At 65.3% G+C, this 16,224-nt stretch carries 13 protein-coding genes and 1 tRNA gene; 5 read left to right on the top strand and 9 right to left on the bottom strand.

Annotated elements, in window-relative coordinates:
• Positions 1-85 precede the first annotated feature (85 nt).
• On the bottom strand, positions 86-901 hold the full coding sequence (locus tag ACHFFR_RS04700; RefSeq protein ID WP_394263122.1) for a DUF1684 domain-containing protein: 816 nt from the start codon (positions 899-901) through the stop codon (positions 86-88).
• A gap of 165 nt (positions 902-1,066) precedes the next feature.
• Between ACHFFR_RS04700 and ACHFFR_RS04695 the strand changes: the two genes are divergently transcribed.
• The 4 genes from ACHFFR_RS04695 (at position 1,067) to ACHFFR_RS04680 (ending at position 2,878) form a co-directional block, all read left to right on the top strand.
• Positions 1,067-1,139 (top strand) — tRNA-Arg (locus tag ACHFFR_RS04695).
• A 59-nt stretch (positions 1,140-1,198) separates the two neighbouring features.
• Positions 1,199-1,768: an NUDIX hydrolase gene (locus ACHFFR_RS04690; protein ID WP_394263121.1), complete on the top strand. Its 570-nt coding sequence runs from the start codon at positions 1,199-1,201 to the stop codon at positions 1,766-1,768.
• A 114-nt stretch (positions 1,769-1,882) separates the two neighbouring features.
• Positions 1,883-2,368 (top strand): hypothetical protein, encoded by a 486-nt coding sequence (locus ACHFFR_RS04685; RefSeq protein WP_394263120.1) that lies wholly within the window; start codon positions 1,883-1,885, stop codon positions 2,366-2,368.
• A 111-nt stretch (positions 2,369-2,479) separates the two neighbouring features.
• On the top strand, positions 2,480-2,878 hold the full coding sequence (locus ACHFFR_RS04680; RefSeq protein WP_394263119.1) for a hypothetical protein: 399 nt from the start codon (positions 2,480-2,482) through the stop codon (positions 2,876-2,878).
• A gap of 58 nt (positions 2,879-2,936) precedes the next feature.
• On the opposite strand, the gene ACHFFR_RS04675 is transcribed toward ACHFFR_RS04680, so the two are convergent.
• From ACHFFR_RS04675 to ACHFFR_RS04640, 8 genes are all read right to left on the bottom strand, one after another.
• Positions 2,937-3,908, bottom strand: coding sequence for a diaminopimelate dehydrogenase (locus ACHFFR_RS04675; RefSeq protein ID WP_394263118.1), 972 nt, complete (start codon positions 3,906-3,908; stop codon positions 2,937-2,939).
• Positions 3,909-4,030: 122 nt separating this feature from the next.
• Positions 4,031-5,248, bottom strand: a complete 1,218-nt coding sequence (locus tag ACHFFR_RS04670) for a glycosyltransferase (RefSeq protein WP_394263117.1) — start codon at positions 5,246-5,248, stop codon at positions 4,031-4,033.
• Positions 5,245-6,141 (bottom strand): ATP-grasp domain-containing protein, encoded by an 897-nt coding sequence (locus ACHFFR_RS04665; RefSeq protein ID WP_394263116.1) that lies wholly within the window; start codon positions 6,139-6,141, stop codon positions 5,245-5,247. The genes ACHFFR_RS04670 and ACHFFR_RS04665 overlap by 4 nt, the downstream gene beginning before the upstream one ends.
• Positions 6,138-7,052, bottom strand: coding sequence for a PIG-L deacetylase family protein (locus tag ACHFFR_RS04660; RefSeq protein WP_394263115.1), 915 nt, complete (start codon positions 7,050-7,052; stop codon positions 6,138-6,140). The genes ACHFFR_RS04665 and ACHFFR_RS04660 overlap by 4 nt, the downstream gene beginning before the upstream one ends.
• Before the next feature lie 170 nt (positions 7,053-7,222).
• A complete protein-coding gene (locus ACHFFR_RS04655; RefSeq protein ID WP_394263114.1) occupies positions 7,223-8,458 on the bottom strand; it encodes a hypothetical protein in 1,236 nt (411 codons plus the stop codon).
• Between the two features lie 9 nt (positions 8,459-8,467).
• Complete coding sequence (gene hrpB, locus ACHFFR_RS04650) at positions 8,468-10,933, bottom strand: ATP-dependent helicase HrpB (protein WP_394263113.1); 2,466 nt, start codon at positions 10,931-10,933, stop codon at positions 8,468-8,470.
• Positions 10,926-11,549, bottom strand: coding sequence for a TetR/AcrR family transcriptional regulator (locus tag ACHFFR_RS04645; protein WP_394263112.1), 624 nt, complete (start codon positions 11,547-11,549; stop codon positions 10,926-10,928). The genes hrpB and ACHFFR_RS04645 overlap by 8 nt, the downstream gene beginning before the upstream one ends.
• A 50-nt stretch (positions 11,550-11,599) precedes the next feature.
• Positions 11,600-14,815 carry an efflux RND transporter permease subunit gene (locus ACHFFR_RS04640; RefSeq protein WP_394263111.1) on the bottom strand — a complete coding sequence of 1,072 codons (3,216 nt, stop codon included), beginning with the start codon at positions 14,813-14,815 and terminating at the stop codon, positions 11,600-11,602.
• Between the two features lie 183 nt (positions 14,816-14,998).
• On the opposite strand from ACHFFR_RS04640, the gene ACHFFR_RS04635 reads away from it, so the two are divergent.
• On the top strand, positions 14,999-16,224 hold a 1,226-nt coding region (locus ACHFFR_RS04635; protein ID WP_394263110.1), incomplete at its 3' end, for a hypothetical protein.

Genomic DNA, 16,224 nt, shown 5'->3' with positions numbered 1-16,224 from the left:
AATAACTAGCTCAACGGCCCCGGTTGCAATAGCAGCCGGGGCCGTTCACATCTCGGCTAGCCTCTCGATCAGGGCAGCCTCGCGATTAGGGCCGCCGCTCGCCGGCTTCAATGGCCAGCGGGATCCGGTTGTCCGCGAGCGGGCGTGGGCACGTGCCGTACGGCGTGTAGGCCGAGGGAAAGTTTAGCGAGTAGTTGAAGTCGATCTCCACCTCGCGCGCCTCGCCCGGCGCCGGGGCATCCTCTCCGTACCACGGGGAGCGAATGGGCACATAGCGCCAGTCCGCCGTCTCGCGCCCATTCGTGTCGTCGTGGAACACGAGCAGCAGCTCGCCGGTCAGATCCCCTTCGAGCGCCAAAATCGCAGAGTCGGTATCCGAGCTCTTCGCCTCCGGCAATTCGAGGTGAAGTTCGGCGACGACGATCGCCTCGTCCTGCAGATCCTGCCGGGCAGTCCCCCGGCTCATGCGCTGAGGTTCTTGGACCACGACCACGCCCGACGTCGTAAAGTCCGGGTCGTAATCGAAGGTCGGGATGCCCTCGAAATCCCGAAACGTCTGCGCCTGCGAATCACGCACGCGCACAGCGTAGTCACCGCCTCGCCGGATCACCTCCGCGTGGCGCGTGCCTTGGCTGAGCGTCATGTCAGACCCCTCGTCAGGCAGGTCGATGACCACGTCACCAACCACGGGCTCGCCGCCTCGCTCCACACCGTCAGTCTCTGCGAAAGTCGCGGTGACGGCGTCGTCGGATACGTGCCAGACACCCGGGAACTCCTCGAGCGCATCCGGCTCGGAATTGAGCCACTCGTACGAGGTAAGGGTTAACCAGCCGAGGTCGGCGGCGAAGGCCTTCTCGTGCTCGGCGTGCCAGGCGGTCCACAGGTTTTCAGCGCTACTCATGCTCCCATCTTATTCATCTCGCCAGCGGATACACCCCATCTTCGAGCGCCCGGGTCCTCGTGCGCGAAACGGACCGCGCAAGCCTGCCGTAAGCAAGAACACTATCGAGTGATTGGCATTTGCCTGCCCTGACCGCGTAGACTAAACGACGTTCTTACGAACGAAGCGCCCGTAGCTCAACGGATAGAGCGTCTGACTACGGATCAGAAGGCTGGGGGTTCGAGTCCCTCCGGGCGCGCTTCGGCTCAGTGGTCGACTTAAGTGTCCCGCTGGGCCGATTTTTTGTAGGGTGTGGGCATGTGCTTGAGCCCCGCGTCCGTCCTCGCTGATTCGCAGGCATGGAGCGTACAGCCCGCCGACGCCGGCGCCGCCTATTCTCTTGATACCTACCGGGATCTTGTGCGCGAGTATGGCGAGGCCGCGCTCTTTAAAGGCGGGCATCCGCAGCATCTGACGAGCTCGATCTTCGTCCTCTCGACGGATCTGACCGAGATCCTGCTGGCCTTCCACAAGAAGGCGCACATGTGGCTGCAGTTCGGCGGGCACCTCGAACGCGAAGACGCGTCGCTGGCGGCTGCCGCGTGGCGGGAGGGCATCGAAGAATCTGGGCTTGCGGCGTTCGCCGACTTCTCCCCCGATCCCTCAGACATCGACATCCACGAGCTTGGCGGCGGGTTCGGGGCGGTGTGCCGCGAGCACTGGGACGTGGGCTTTGTGGCGCTGGCTGACCGGGAGGCCGGCGTCGTTGTGTCGGAGGAATCCGTGGACGTGCGCTGGTTCCCCGTCGATAATCTTCCCGACGCCGGGGCAGGCGACATGTATCCGCGCGTGGGCGCGGCCGTGGCTCACGCGGAGTCATATTTCTAACGAATATTAAAACTTCCTCATGTGAGTGCCCCTTGTCCTTTCACACTCGCCTTTCATACTTAAGTCAACGGCGATCCGATAACGACACGGTTCGCGAGACAGAAAGGCACAATCATGAACAACAAGAAGAAGCTCTGGACCATCTCCGGCTCTCTCGCAGCCGCAGTCCTCATCACCTCCGGCGCCGGCCTCGCCATGGCGAACGACGATTCGAACACCGGCCGCGATCGCGCCAACACCGTCACCGTTCCTGCCGAGCAGGTCACCCCGACGAAGAAGGCACAGTCCGCTCTGTCCACCCCATCGGCATCTGATACCGCGACGACGAAGGTTCCCTCCGCTCCGTCCGTGATCTCCACCCAGTCGGCTCCGTCGGCTCCGTCCCCGGCCCGCGCGAAGGCTCCCGCACCGGCACCTGCCCCGGCTCCGGCTCCCGCACCCGCGCCGAAGAAGGCCGCACCGGCCCCGGCACATCAGAAGGTTGCCCCGGCTCCGGCTCCGAAGGTCTACTCGGCTCCGTCCTACTCGGCACCCTCCCCGGTGTCGGCTCCGTCCCCGGTGTCGGCTCAGTCCTACTCGGCACCCTCCGCAGATTCCTGATCTGCCCCTGAACTAGCGGGCCCGGCTTTGCGTGTGGCCGGGCCCGCACCTGACTTATATGAACGCCCGTCGACGCGGGCACACCAGCTAAGATGACCAGCAGGAGGAAACATGGCGACGAACAAGAAGCTCTGGACGATCACCGGCTCACTCGCGGCAGCGGCGCTCATTACCGCTGGGGCGAGCCTTGCCATCGCCGATGATAACGGCGCGCGCGATCGCGGAACCACGGTGCGGATTCCTGCCCCCGCGGCCTCAGCCACCCCTGAGCCGACGCAGGACCCCACCGACGCTCCCTCCGAGCCGACGGCTTCGACCATTGAACCGACGCCCACACCGGCACCCGCGCCTGCGCCCGCATCTGCGCCAGCTCCGGCTCCGGCTCCGCAGGATGCTGCTCCGGCGCCCGCGCCCCAGAAGGCCGCGCCGGCTCCAGCCCCAGCGCCCAAGCCGAAGGTCTACCACGTGGATTCGGCTGACTCGTACTCGGCTCCGTCCGCAAGCTCCTGAGTCATCATCACCGGAGGCCCGCACGCCAGTGCGGGCCTCCGTCGTGTCGTGTGGGTAGTTAGAGGTAGTTCTTCCGCAGATCGGAGGCCGATGCGGGCGAGAGATCGGTGAGCGTGACGTCAAAGAGCGTCACCGCCCCCGTCTGGCCGCGCTCGGCCATGCGCGCAACCGCGCGCCCTGCCGCCACGAGCACCGAGCCCGTGAACTCCGGGTTGGATCCCAGCTGTAGCTGATAGGTGATCGCCGCGTCGACGTCGTCGTCAGTCTTACCCGCCCTGATGACCTGGCCGCCGTGCGGAATACCGGCGTGGTCGCGCGCGAGCTCCTCGGCGGAGATGAAGCTGACCGTGGTGTCGTAGTCCGCGAAGTAGTTCGGCATCTGAACGATGTCCCGTTCGATGCGTGCGAGATCGGCGCCCTCCTCGGCGACGACGTAGCACTCCCGCTTGTGCATCGTTCGCGGCGTGAGCTCCACGTCGCGCCCATCCTTGACCGCCTGGACCGTCTCCTCCACGGGCACGGTGTACTGCTTCGCGTCCGCCACGCCCTCGATGCGGCGGATCGCATCCGAGTGGCCCTGCGAGACGCCCGGGCCCCAGAACGTGGTGGTCGAGCCGGTGGGCAAAACGGCCTCGCCGAGCACGCGCAGGATAGAAAACAGTCCGGGATCCCAGCCCGCAGAAATCAGCGCGAGCGTGCCAGCTTCGCGGGCGGCCGCGCCCACGGCGTCGAAATGCTCGGGAATCTTCTTGTGGTTGTCGAAGGAATCGACGGTGTTGAACAGCTTGGCAACCTCCGGCCCCTGCGTGCCAAGATCCGTTGCGGATCCGCCGCAGTTGAGCACGACGTCGACCTTGCCCACGTAGTCCGGCATCTCGTTAACGTGCGCTGCGGGGGCGCCAAGTGTGGTCAGCGCGCTCGGATCGCGGCGGGTGAAGACCACCACGCACTCCATGTCCTGCGCGTGGCTGAGCGCCAGCTCGACGCCCCGGCCAAGGTTGCCGTACCCATTGATTGCTACGCGAATCATTCGATCTCCTCGTTTAGCTCCCCGCATCGCGTGCGCGATCGTGCGGGTCGAGGATCTATCTTTTCATGCCCTCAGATGATGGTCGCGGTCTTTCACCATCCGAAATACGCGAAAGCGCGGTGCTACTGAGCGCCCGTCTGCGTCTTGAGGCCTGTGCGTTCCAGTTTGTTCCAGGTCTGTTCGGCGCCCGACGCCTCTTTCCAGACGGCGCGCGCGGCCACGCAGGAGAGGAACAGGGAAAACGGCAGCAGGAATGGGAGCACCACGAGGTGGCGGGCGTTGCGCCAGGCCCGATCGAGGATGAGCGCTAGGACGATGTTGACGCTGGACATTCCGAGCCCGAAGACGATCCACATACTCGGCAGCCCCGCCGTCCAGTCACTTGCACGCGTGAGGCCAAGAACGATAACTCCCAGCAGCCCGGCCATTGAGGCCAGTTGGATCAGCGGTTGGATAACCTGTGCGAAGAAATTGACCGGCAAGAACACGTGGAACATGGACTTTGCCGGCGTGCGGAATTCGCGCCGGTGGAGGCGGGCCGTCTGAAGGAGGCCGCGAGTCCATCGAACGCGCTGTTTCCACAGGGCGGTCAGGTTCTCGGGGACCTCCGCGAAGATGATCGCATCCGCCGCGAATTCCACCTCGTAACCCGCTTCTTGAATGCGCCACGTCAGCTCAAGGTCTTCACCCAGCGTATCCTCGCGAAACCCTCCGACCACCCGGATGGCCGACGCGCGAAAGGCACCGGAGTTACCCGCCACGATGGGCAGCATTCCAAGCAGCGCGAGCCCCCGGCGCGCCAGTCCCGTACCGGTGTGCGTCATCAGAGTAAGGATGCGGGTGAGAATGTTGTGCGTATTGACGGGCTGATCGTTGCCGCACACGGCTCCCACATTCTTGTTTCGGAAGCCGGCCAGCATGTTCGGAATGGTATCGGGCGTAAAGATCCCATCGGCGTCGACGAACAGGTAAATCTCCCCGCTCGCACGCTCGATGCCCGCGTTGAGGGCCGAGCCCTTGCCGCCGTTGTCTTTGGTGATCGTGATCGCGCGGTCGGCAAATTCCTCCATGACGGCGGCCGTGTCGTCCGTCGATCCGTCATTAACGACGATGAGTTCGAGGTTCGGATAGCCGGAGTTGAGGATCGAGTCGAGGCAGTCGGCCAGCACAACGCCCTCGTTATAGGCGGGCACGATCACGCTAACCGACGGCACGGGGTTGATCGTGGCGGGCGTGGTGCGAGGGCGAAGTTCGGCGAGGATCGCACCCAGGGAGATCATGATCCCAAAGATGCCGGACACCGCCAACGGGATCGCGACGAGCGCGGTCAGCCAGGTCACGCGACCACCGCCCCGAGGCTATCCTCGCGTTCTGCGCGCGCTCCGCTCCCCGGCCGGAACAACGTCATGTCGCGTTCACACGCCTCGAGCACGGCGTCCACGATCACGGGGGCGTTGGCCGAGTTTGCTCCAAAGCGCGCGTTAACCTCGAGGACGAGCGGCGTGCCGTCGGCGCGCAGGCGAATATCGACGTCGGCCGGGCCGGCAATTCCGATGGCGCGAGCCGCGTCGATTGCCAGCTGCGCGATTTCGGGTTCGTCGACGACGGTGGTCGAGACGGCGTTTCCGTGCAGGCCGTGGGCGAGCTCGGTTTTCTTCAGCACCACGCACTCGGTGCGCTGGCGAGAAATGAACACGTTGGGCGCGTATTCGACTCCGGGAGCGAACTCTTGGATGATCGAATCTTCGGGCAGAGTCGCAAGCTCGTAGGCGCGCGGGCTTTCATGGACGTGCACGCCCCGCCCGCCCCTGGAGATCCGCGGTTTCGATATGACGGGCGCACCCATCCCCAGCAGGTTCGCCGCGTTGATGGAGTCCGGGGTCGTTGATCGAGGCACGTTGACGCCCGCGCGATTGAGGACGCGGTAGGTCAGCCACTTGTCGTCTGCCGCGTGAATCGCCTCGGGTGGGGACAAGAGCACGGGCGCGTGTAGCGTGGCCTGCGCGAAGACTGGCAGTTCTTCTTGGACTGTCGGGATGACGGCGTCGATGTCTTCCGCGCCCACGAGCTCCCAGATCGAGCGCATGAACAAGGGATCGCGTGCGGCTGGGACGCGGGTGATGCCCTCGCCGCCGGCCATGTCCGCGCGCACGACCTCAACGCCGCGCGAGGCGAGCTGGGGTGCCAACGCTTTGCCGGCGGGGCCAGCGGCACCGGTCACGAGAATCTTCATGACAGTGCACCTCCAAACACGTCGAAGCGGACGGCTTCGAAGCCTTCGGCCCGAGCCATCTTCGCCTGGTCTCCCCGGAAGTGCGCTATCCCGGACACGCGCTCCTCGGTCATGTAGGGCTTGCCGGACTGGTTCTCGTGGATAGCCACCGCGGAGCTCTTGACCCCAACGTAGTCGTCGATATTGACGAACACTTTGGGCGTGAAGTCCGAGGTCGCCGACGGCGATTCGAAACACAGGATCGCGCGGTGACGCCGGCCGGCGCGCAGGGTGGCGAGGTGGACGGCCGAGTGATCCTGATGCTGGTCGTGGGAGGAGTGGGTGAAAATGATGTCCGGGTTGTAGCGGTTAATTTTCTTCTCGATCGCGTCAATCATCTCGTTCATGTCCGAGTGCAGATCGGTGTCGGTGAAGTTGTAGACGTCGCAGCGGGCGACGCCGAGGAACTTCGAGCCGTTGATGGCCTCCTGGGCGCGAACGTCCGGATCGCCGCCGACCGCCCCCGCCGTCATGATCATCGTGTGGACTTCGTGGCCGGAATCCGCGAGTCGGGCGAGCGTGCCGCCCACGGCCAGCTCGAGGTCGTCTGGGTGCGCGCCGATGGCGAGGATACGTCGGGGCTTAGCCGCCGACGTCGCCCGGATCTTGTACATGTTGTACATCGCGAACGTGCCGACGAGCCCAACGATGCTCGCGACGACGATGAGCCGATGCCCGACGTCCGGCACCTCTCGAACTGTGGCCCACGCATTTGCGGGCGCGAGGAGGATTGCCGAGACGACGGCGAAGATCTGGGTGGGGCGGTAGTTTAAAACGCGGCGCCGAAGCGGCTCTTCACCGGAAACGCTCAAGATTGCGACCAGTGCGAGGAGTGCGGCGAGTAACCAATGAACCGTGTGAAGAACGTTCATGTCTGTCCTTTCAGCATGTGATGCGTGGTCAAGGGTGGCCACGCCTTGAGTCTCGGCGCTGAAAAGGAGACCGAACGGCGGTTTAAGATGAGTAATTACTCATCTTTATGAGAGTTTATTTACCTTTAACGTGCAGGTCAGAGGCTGTTTAGTCCCGCGGGTGCTCGAGTTCAGGATGCCAGCTCGAGCAGCGCGACCACTTCAAAGTGCCTCGTGTGCGGGAACATGTCCACCACCTGTGCGACCTTCACGCGGTAGGAGCGCATCACGGCAAGATCCTGGGCAAGGGTGTCCGCGTTGCACGAGGAGTACAGCACCCGCCGCACACCCGAGCCCTCGATCCACTCAGCCAACTCAGGCCCGATTCCTCGCCTCGGCGGGTTCACCACGATCGCATCCGGCACCACGCCTTGCTCGCGCGCCCACCGGGTGGCATCCGCCGCCACGAACTCGGCGCGCCCGCTCGTGTCCCCGGCTGCGCGCGTTTCCCCGGCGTGGCCCAGGTCCTCGGCGTTGCCCATCTTCTCGGCGTTGAGCATCTCCTCGGCACTCTTTCGAGCCGCCGCGACCGCCTGCTCCTGAGTTTCCACGCCGACGACGTGCACGCCGCAGCTGGCGAGCGCCAGCGCAAACCCGCCGACCCCGCTGTACAGATCCCAGGCGGTGCCGGCGTCGCCAAGCCACTCGACGGCCCGCGAATACAGTACCTGCGCCGCCTCGGTGTTGGTCTGGAAGAAGGACTGCGGGCGAAGGTTGAGCACGAGCTCGCGACCCGCGACGTGGAGGTTCATCGGTAATACATCGGCGTCGGAGATGAGGATTTCCTCCTCGCCTTCGATGATGGCCATGCGCTCAGGCTGAACGTTGAGCGAGACCACCCGCGCGGCCGGCACGAGCTCGCGCAGCCTCTCGAGCTTCTTGAACAGCATGCCCTGCACGCCACGCCGCTTGGCCACGAACCGCACCATGAGTTCGCCGGCCGGCGACTCCGTGACGATCACGAACTTCAACACGCCGTGATCCGTGCGCGGGTCGTAGGGCACGAACCCGCACTCGCTGACGAATTGCGCCAGCCGGGCGGTTGCCTCCTGAATGCCCGGCGTCGGAAGCGGGCATTCGCGCAGGTCTTGACCCTCGCCGTCGGCGCGGATGATTCCGAGGTTTGGTGAGCTGACCGTCCCGGTGACCGCGAGCTTGACCTTGTTGCGGAACACCTCGCGCCCCGAGGCGCTCGGCTCGCGCCACTGTTCGGCGTCGATCAATTCCTTCGCGCGCGCCTGCTTGCCTGCGAGCTGGACGTCCTGGGGTGTCTTAATGAGTACGCAGGAACGGCACAGACCGGCGTCGTAGTAAAGGCATCCAAGCAGTGGCTCGTTGCCGGTGTGAAGATCACGTTGCGCAAGCATGAGCACAGCCTACTTCTTGCGCTGCTTGGCGCGGCGGGTGGGCGCGGCGGTCAGCGGGTCCTCGGGCCAGGGGTGGCGCGGGTAGCGCCCGCGCATCTCGGCCCGCACGTCCTTGTAGGGCCCGGCCCAGAACGACTCGAGGTCCTCGGTGATTGCGAGCGGGCGCTGGGCGGGCGAGAGCAGTTGGAGGGTGACGGGCACGCCGGCTAGGCGCGGGGTCGCCGTCCATCCGAAGGCTTCCTGCACACGCAGGCGCACCGTCGGCTTCCCGCTCGAATAGTCGACCTTGGCCGTCCCCACCGGCGTCTCGATCCGCTCCGGGGCGAGCTCGTCTATGGCCGCAGCCTCGGGCCACGGCAGCAGCGTTCGCAGACCGGCGAGCAGATCCGGTCGCTTCGCCCCGAGGAAGGGCGCGAGCCATTCGTGGGTTCGCTCGGCGAGCCCCTCATCCGATACGTCGGGCCACGGATCGCCGACGGCGGCGCGGATGAACGCCATGCGCTCGCGAAGCAGCCGCGCGGTTTCCGGCCAGTGGAGCGTGCCGATGCCTCGGCGCGCGATGTCCTCCGCTCGCGCCTGCGCCACCTGGCTTCGCGTGAGTTTCACGGGCTCGCTCGACAGCTCGATTGCGCCGAGGCAGCGCACCATCTTTCCGGTCACGTTCACTCCGGCCACTGTGGTCTGGAGCCGTTCACCGAGCATGTCAGCGCCCGCCTCGAGCGCGTGCTCCTGGTCGATCGGGACCGCCGCGCGGATGACGGCGTCGGCACGGCCTTGCCCCTGGCCAAGGTCCGCGATTGCCAGCCACGGCGATCCAGCGAGTGGGCTGCCCTCGGGCAACACCGCTCCCGCGCCGTTCGCGAGGAGGTAGCCCCTGCCTCGTTTGCGCGCGATCCACGTGGGGTATGCGAGCGCGACGACGGCGGCCAGGGCGTCGTCGGAGGTGGAGGCCCGCCCGCCCACGTCGCCGACAACCGAGCGAGCAATCCGCTCCAGGCGCGCCTTCTCGCGTGACCACTCACGGTTCGAGCGCGCAGCCCGCAGCGCGGCCGCGACATCCGCGCCGGGTGCCCGGGTGTCCAAGGCTAAGAGCGCCGTAATCGCGGCAGCGGTTGCGATGCCGACCTCACGCGAGCCCGCGATCAACCCGCGCGCAAGCTGCGGCGAGGCCGGAACATTGGCGAAAATCCGGCCCGGGTCCGTGATCGAACCCTCGGCGTCGATCGCGCCGAGCGCGTGGAGGGTGGTCTGTGCGGCGTCCATCGCGTGTGGCTCCGGATGGTCAAGGAGGCGCAGGCCCGCCATCCGGGGGTTGCCCCACGCCGCGGACTGGAGCGCCGCGTCCGTGATGTCTGCCGTGAGGATCTCCGGCTCGGAGAACTCGATCGCGCGGGCATATGAGAGGCAGCGAAACGCGCGGCCGGGGCCCTCGCGGCCGGCACGGCCAGCGCGCTGGGTCATCTGGGCGCGCGATGCGTGAACGGTGACGAGCCCGCCGATGCCCGTGCGCGAATCGAACCGCGGCTCGCGCGCGAGCCCGGAATCCACCACGGTTCGCACGCCCGGCACGGTCAGCGACGATTCAGCCACCGACGTCGCCACGATGATCCTATCCTCATCACTACCCAGCACGCGGTCCTGATCGCGAGAACTCAGCGAGCCGTGCAGCGGGTAGACGGGCAGCGGCGCCCCGGCCAGCAAACCGCGCAGTTTCTCGATTTCTCCCACGCCCGGCATGAACACCAGCACGGAGCCGCCAGTTCCCTGCGCGGCGTCGCGAGCCACGTGCGTCGCTTCGATGACCACCCGGGCCACGTGCGCCAGGAAGTCTCGGCTCACGGTGATGCCGTGCCCGACATCGCCGAGGGCCTGCGGGCCGATTCGGTCGATGGTCTCAACGGGGTGGATCGCCCCCGGCACGTCCACGACGGCCCCGCCGATCAGCTCACCGATCCTGTCCGCCGCGAGGGTCGCCGACATCGCCACGAGTCGCAGGTCGGGGCGCAGCGTCTCTTGCACGTCCAGAGCAAATGCCGTCACGAGGTCCGTATCCAGATCGCGCTCGTGAATTTCATCGATAATGATCGCGCCCACGCCCGGCAGATCGGGCTCGGATTGCAGCATTCGCAGCAGGACGCCGGGCGTCACCATCTCGATGCGGGACCCGGGTTCGCTCTGCCCGCGTACGCGAAACCCCACCTGCCGGCCCGTGGGCTCCCCGATCAGGGACGCAATCCTGCGAGCTGCCGCCCGCGCGGCTACGCGACGCGGCTGGACCACCACAACCTTGAGGTTCCCGGCGGCTCGCGCACCGACGTCGTCGGGTAAAAGTTTGGCGAACAGGGGCGGGACGAGCGTCGTCTTTCCCGAACCGGGCGGGGCGGTGATCACCACGTTGCCGGGCTGCGCCGCGATGTCAGCCAATCCCGCCGCGACGGGGAGGTCGGGTGGGCGGAGGATGAGGCGGTCAGTCACTGGTGCGCAGGGCGTCGAGCACGCGCATCGACGTGGCCTTCACCTTCTCAAGGTCGTGGCCCTGGTCGAGGAGCTTGAGGCCGGCGTCGAGAAGCGATCGCGTCATGCGCGAGTTGACCGTTGCGTTCTCGGGAGTCAGTTCCTGCCACAGCTCGGAGATGTGCCGCGCCAACTCCTGATGAAAGTTCATGACGGCGCCCGAGCGGCTTTGGATGTCGGGGCCCGAGGGCATTTCCTGCGGCCGCTTTCCCCTGCCGACGCCGGCCGTCAGCACGTCGACGAGCCACTGGTGGCCGGCCTCCGCGCCGATGTCGAGGCTCAGGGCGATGAGATTTTGGAGGCGGTCGTAGGGTTCGTCATGCTCCTCGACCGCGCGCGTGAGCCGCTCGCCCCACTCGGGGATGTAGCGCTCGAGCACGAGCGCGCGCAGATCGTCGATCGATTCGATGTAGCGGTAAATAGAGTTGCGAGCGATGCCCGCCGACTTCGCAACCACCCCCGCGGTCAGCGCTGCGGGGCCCTCGCTGCGCAGGATCTCCTCAGCGGAGTCCACGAGCTTTTCAAACATCATGTCGTGGTGCTCACGCACGGACGGCGCCGAAATCTTAGGGTTCATACCTTGTGATTCCTTTACTCGCTTTGATGGGGCGGCCCCTGCCGCAGGCCTCATTCTACCTGTTCAGTATCGTTCGTGGCCTCGCCCTTGGCTACCTCTGCCTTGGGTTCGGTGTCGGTATCGGCGGCTCGTTTCGCCTCGGGCTCGACGTCCGCCTTGGGCTCGGCGTTCATCTCGGCGTCGAGTTCGGCGTCCAGCTTCTCGCGCTTGCGCTCGATGCGCCGTTCCTTTGCGCCTTCGATGAGGCGGTACAGAACCGGCAGGAGGATGAGCGTGAGGAGGGTGGACGTGATCAGGCCGCCGATCACGGTGATCGCAAGCGGCGTGGAGATGAAGCCCGTGGAGGAGGAGAATCCAAGCGCCATCGGGATCATCGCCGCGATCGTTGCGAGCGAGGTCATGACGACGGGGCGAACTCGGCGCATCGCGCCGTCGTGAATGGACTTCTCGAGGCCGAATCCGCGCTCGCGGTACTGGTTCATGAGGTCCACGAGCACCACGGCGTTCGTCACGACGATGCCGGTGAGCATCAGCAGACCGATCATCGCCGAGAGGTCGAGCGGGGTGTCCGTCAGCAGCAGCGCGCCGAACGAGCCGATCGCCGCGAACGGGATCGCAATCAGCAGCAGCGCAGGCTGAATGAGCGACTTGAAGATCCACACGAGGACCACGTAGATCAGCAGGATCGCCGCGGCAAGGGCGACGATCAACTGATTGAAGGAGGTTGCGAGCTGTTCGGCCGAGCCGCCCATCTCGGCAACCGCGCCGTCCGGAAGCTCCACGTCGCTCAGCGCGGATTCGACCGCCGTCGACGCTTCGCCAAGATTGTCGGTGGCCACGGGCGTCGCCGAGACGGTGGCCGTGGTCTGCCCGTTGACGGTGACGATCGTGGGGATTGAGCCAACCTCCTCGATCGTCGCGAACGTTTCGATCGGCTGGCCGAGCACCTGCATCGAGCGCAGCTCCTCGACCGTGGTGACAGGGTCGGAGATCGACATGTAGATGGAGGTATCGATGTTTTCGATCGTGATCTGGCCGATCTCCGGCTCGACCATCTGCCCGGCGAGCATGCCGACGATGTCATTCTCCGTCAGGCCGGCGCCGGCTGCGGCGTCGCGGTCCACAGTCACCTGAACCGCCGGGGCCTCGGCCGCAAGGTTGTCCTCGACGCCCACAACCTCTGAGAGTCCCTCGACGGCGGTGCGCACGGCGTCCGTAGCCGCCTGGAGCGAGTCCGGATCGGGAGCCGTGATGTTGACGTCGATCGTGCCCGAACCGAGAAGCCCATCGGCCGACGTCGACATGGAACCTTCGCCCGCAACCGCATCACCAGCGGCCACGAGATCGTCGGTCAGGGCCTCGATGTCGGCCTCGTCGTCGACGGCCACGATGTAGGAAATCGCTTCGCCGCCCATGGGCGACGCGCCGATGATGACGGCCACCGACTCGGCGCCGTCGACCCCCGCGAGCGCCACCTCGACCTCTTCGGCAGCCGCGACCTTCCCTTCGGTCGACGTGCCCGGGGCGAGCTCCTGGGAGACGAACACGGAGCCCTGATTCGCGCTGCCGAGCAGGTTGATCTTGAGCAGCGGGTAGATCGCGAACGACGCCGCCAGGATCGCGATCGCCACGACGAACGTGATGACCGGGTGCTTTTGCGTGCCGTTCAGGATCGGCGCGTAGCCGCGGCGCAGCCAGTAGCGCGATTCCTTCTCTTCGGCTTCCACGCGGTATTCCTCGACCTCGCCCTTGCGCTGGGCAATGAGCGCGCCCTTGGCGGGCTTGAGGAACCAGTAGGCCAGCACGGGGACGATCGTGAGCGCCACTATGAGCGACGCCGCCAGCGCGATGACCACGGTGAACGCGAACGGGCGGAAGAGCTCGCCAACAAGGCCAGGCACGAGGCCAACCGGCACGAATACGATGAACGAAACGATAGTCGAGGCGGTGATAGCCGACGCCACTTCACGCGTGCCGTCCAAAACGGCGTCGCGCTTATCTCCGCCGTAATCCAAGTGCCGCTTGATGTTCTCGATAACGACGATCGAGTCGTCGACCACGCGGCCAATTGACAGCGTGAGCGCGGCGAGCGTGAGCATGTTGAGCGAATAGCCGCCCACGTACATGCCGATGAAGCCCACGAGCAGCGAGAGCGGGATGGAGATCGCCGTGACGATCGTGGAGCGCACCGAGAGCAGGAAGACGAGGATCACGATGATCGCGAAGACGAGACCGAGCAGGCCCTCTTGCGCGAGCGATTCGATCGAGCCCGTGATGTAGGGCGCCTGGTCGAAAAGCATCGTGAATTGGGTATTGCCTCCCACCGAGGGTGCGAGCTCATCGAGCGTGGCGTCGACCTCGGCGGAGGTGTCCACGATGTTCGCGTTTGCCGTGGGGAAGATGATGATGGCTATGGCCTCTTCGCCGTTGAGGCGGCCGATCATGTCCGTGTTGCCGTCGGTGAACTCGACCTCGGCGATCTCGGAGAGCGGGTAGACGGTGGCGGGCATACCCGGTTCGGGTTCGCCGGCGACCACCGGGATCTCGCGCAGGGCTTCGATGGAGTCGATCGGGACGCCGACCGTCACGTCCTTCGCCTCGCCCTCCTCCACGAGGGTGCCGACGGGGACGGACAGGCCGTTGTCCTCGAGCGCCTCTTGGATTGCGTCCGCGCCGATCTCGAGTTCGGCCACGCGCTCTTGGTCGAGGGTGATGGTGATGTTCTGCTCCGGAGCACCGATGAGCTCCACCGACGCCACGCCGCTAATTTGCTCGAGCTCGGGCAGGATCGTGTTGCGGATGCGCTCCGACGTTTCGAGCGGGGTGCCCTCGGATGTGATGCCGATATAGGAGAGCGGAATGTCTGAGGAACCACCCGATATGACCTCGGACTCGGCGCTCTCCGGGAAGTTCGCATCCGCGCGGCTGATCGCGAGTTCGACGCGGTTTGATGCGCGCGCCACGTCCGTGCCGTAATCCAATTCGACGGTCACGAACGAGACGGAGGACGACGACTGGGTGGTGGTGCTGGAGACCTCCGGGATCGTCATGACCTGCTGTTCCAGTGGAACCGAGACGCGATCGCGCATCTGTTCGGAGGTTGCGCCTGGGCTGACCGTGATCACGTTGATCACCGGCAGTTCGACACGCGGGATGAGCTCCTGTCGGAGCGTGCCCATGGAGAATACTCCAAGCACGAAAATGACCACGGAGACAAGCGCCACGAAGGCGCGATTTTTCAGGGAGCCCTGGGCAAGCTTAGACATGGTGTCCTCAACGTTAGGTGTCCCCTCAGCCTACGCGGACACCCCCGCCTGTCCTAGCCAATGTGACGAGATTCCGCTCCCTATTTTTGGGGCGGCACGCTCCCACGCGCACGCGGGCACTCCAGTGAGCCACGCTGAGTTTCTTTCCCCGACATACCTTTGAAACAATGGAGTATGACTTTTATGGAATGGGCACTTGAGCAAGCGGTGAAGCATCCGAAGCTGGAGAACGCGTTCGTGAATGCGAACGGGGATTGGCTCGATGTGTTGCTTCCCGATGGTCGTGCGTTCCGCTTCCGCCCGGGCGCGATGATTAAGTCGGATGCCACCGAGGAGCAGCGCGAAGTCTTGCTCAACCGCCTTATTGATGTGGGCGTGGAGCAAGCGGAGGAATCGCGGGTCGAGGAGGCGGCCGATTCTGACGCGAGTTCTGCTGAGCCGCCCGCTGCCGAGGGTACGGCGAACGACGCCGATACTTCGGCTGACGATGAACCCACCGATTCGTATATGCCGGCTGATGCCGATTGGGACGCCGCGAAAAAGGACGCCCCGGTGGTGCCGATTGTGCGCGCCGCAGACTACTTCTTGCCCTCGCACCAGAACTCGGACTCGATGGTCTACCTGCCGCTTACCGATTTCTTGGCCGTGGGTATCGCCCACGATTTGCCGGACACGATTGAGCCGATTTACTACACGCAACTCGAGGACGACTCGCGCGATTTGGGCGAGCTAATGAGCGAGGCCGTGATGACGCTACGGCTCATGACGAACAAGAAACAGCAAAGCGTGGAGCTGGAGATTTCCGAGATCGCGGGCGCGCTGGTCATGACGTTCTCGCAGCCCGTGAACTACGAGCTGTCTTGGTTCGCAGATCTCGACATGATCCAGCAGGTGGCCGAGCGGATTGCTCAGGAGCGGCCCGACGACATTCCACTCTTTGTGCCGGCGTCGCGAACGAAACTCTACGTCGTCTTTTCTGACGACCCGCATTTGGCCGACTTCTTCACCTTGCTGCTCGCGCAACGCGATTCTGCCGACGCCGTCTACCCGCTCCCCCACACGGTGGCGGCTGATGGCTGGCTCGAATGGCAACCTTTTCCTGGTTCAAAGCTGGCCGAGGTGCTCGGCGCACTGCGCAACCACTTCCGTGAGAACGTGTACGGATCGCAGGTGCGGATTATGGAAAAGTGGGATGCGATGGGTGCGTTGAAGCCGTTCGTGTCTCGCAGGCTAAAGACGGGCGAGCGCGTATCCACAACGGAGTGGGATGCCAGCGACCGCCACGGGTCAGTTCCAGTGACGGACTTTATTACGTTCACGCGCGAGGCGTCCCCGCACCCGTGGGAAGACGCGCCGCCGGTCAACATTACCGTCCGTACGCGCGTTGCCGCCGAGCTGTGGCCCCAGGG

The organism is Trueperella sp. (assembly GCF_043424875.1).
Lineage (GTDB): Bacteria > Actinomycetota > Actinomycetes > Actinomycetales > Actinomycetaceae > Trueperella.
This window is presented reverse-complemented; position numbering and strand designations above follow the sequence as displayed.

Bases quoted from the DNA above. Each gene is read 5' to 3' on its own strand.
- ACHFFR_RS04700 (WP_394263122.1), bottom strand. From the start codon at position 901: ATGAGTAGCGCTGAAAACCTGTGGACCGCCTGGCACGCCGAGCACGAG.
- ACHFFR_RS04690 (WP_394263121.1), top strand. From the start codon at position 1,199: ATGTGCTTGAGCCCCGCGTCCGTCCTCGCTGATTCGCAGGCATGGAGC.
- ACHFFR_RS04685 (WP_394263120.1), top strand. From the start codon at position 1,883: ATGAACAACAAGAAGAAGCTCTGGACCATCTCCGGCTCTCTCGCAGCC.
- ACHFFR_RS04680 (WP_394263119.1), top strand. From the start codon at position 2,480: ATGGCGACGAACAAGAAGCTCTGGACGATCACCGGCTCACTCGCGGCA.
- ACHFFR_RS04675 (WP_394263118.1), bottom strand. From the start codon at position 3,908: ATGATTCGCGTAGCAATCAATGGGTACGGCAACCTTGGCCGGGGCGTC.
- ACHFFR_RS04665 (WP_394263116.1), bottom strand. From the start codon at position 6,141: ATGAAGATTCTCGTGACCGGTGCCGCTGGCCCCGCCGGCAAAGCGTTG.
- ACHFFR_RS04660 (WP_394263115.1), bottom strand. From the start codon at position 7,052: ATGAACGTTCTTCACACGGTTCATTGGTTACTCGCCGCACTCCTCGCA.
- ACHFFR_RS04655 (WP_394263114.1), bottom strand. From the start codon at position 8,458: ATGCTTGCGCAACGTGATCTTCACACCGGCAACGAGCCACTGCTTGGA.
- ACHFFR_RS04645 (WP_394263112.1), bottom strand. From the start codon at position 11,549: ATGAACCCTAAGATTTCGGCGCCGTCCGTGCGTGAGCACCACGACATG.
- ACHFFR_RS04640 (WP_394263111.1), bottom strand. From the start codon at position 14,815: ATGTCTAAGCTTGCCCAGGGCTCCCTGAAAAATCGCGCCTTCGTGGCG.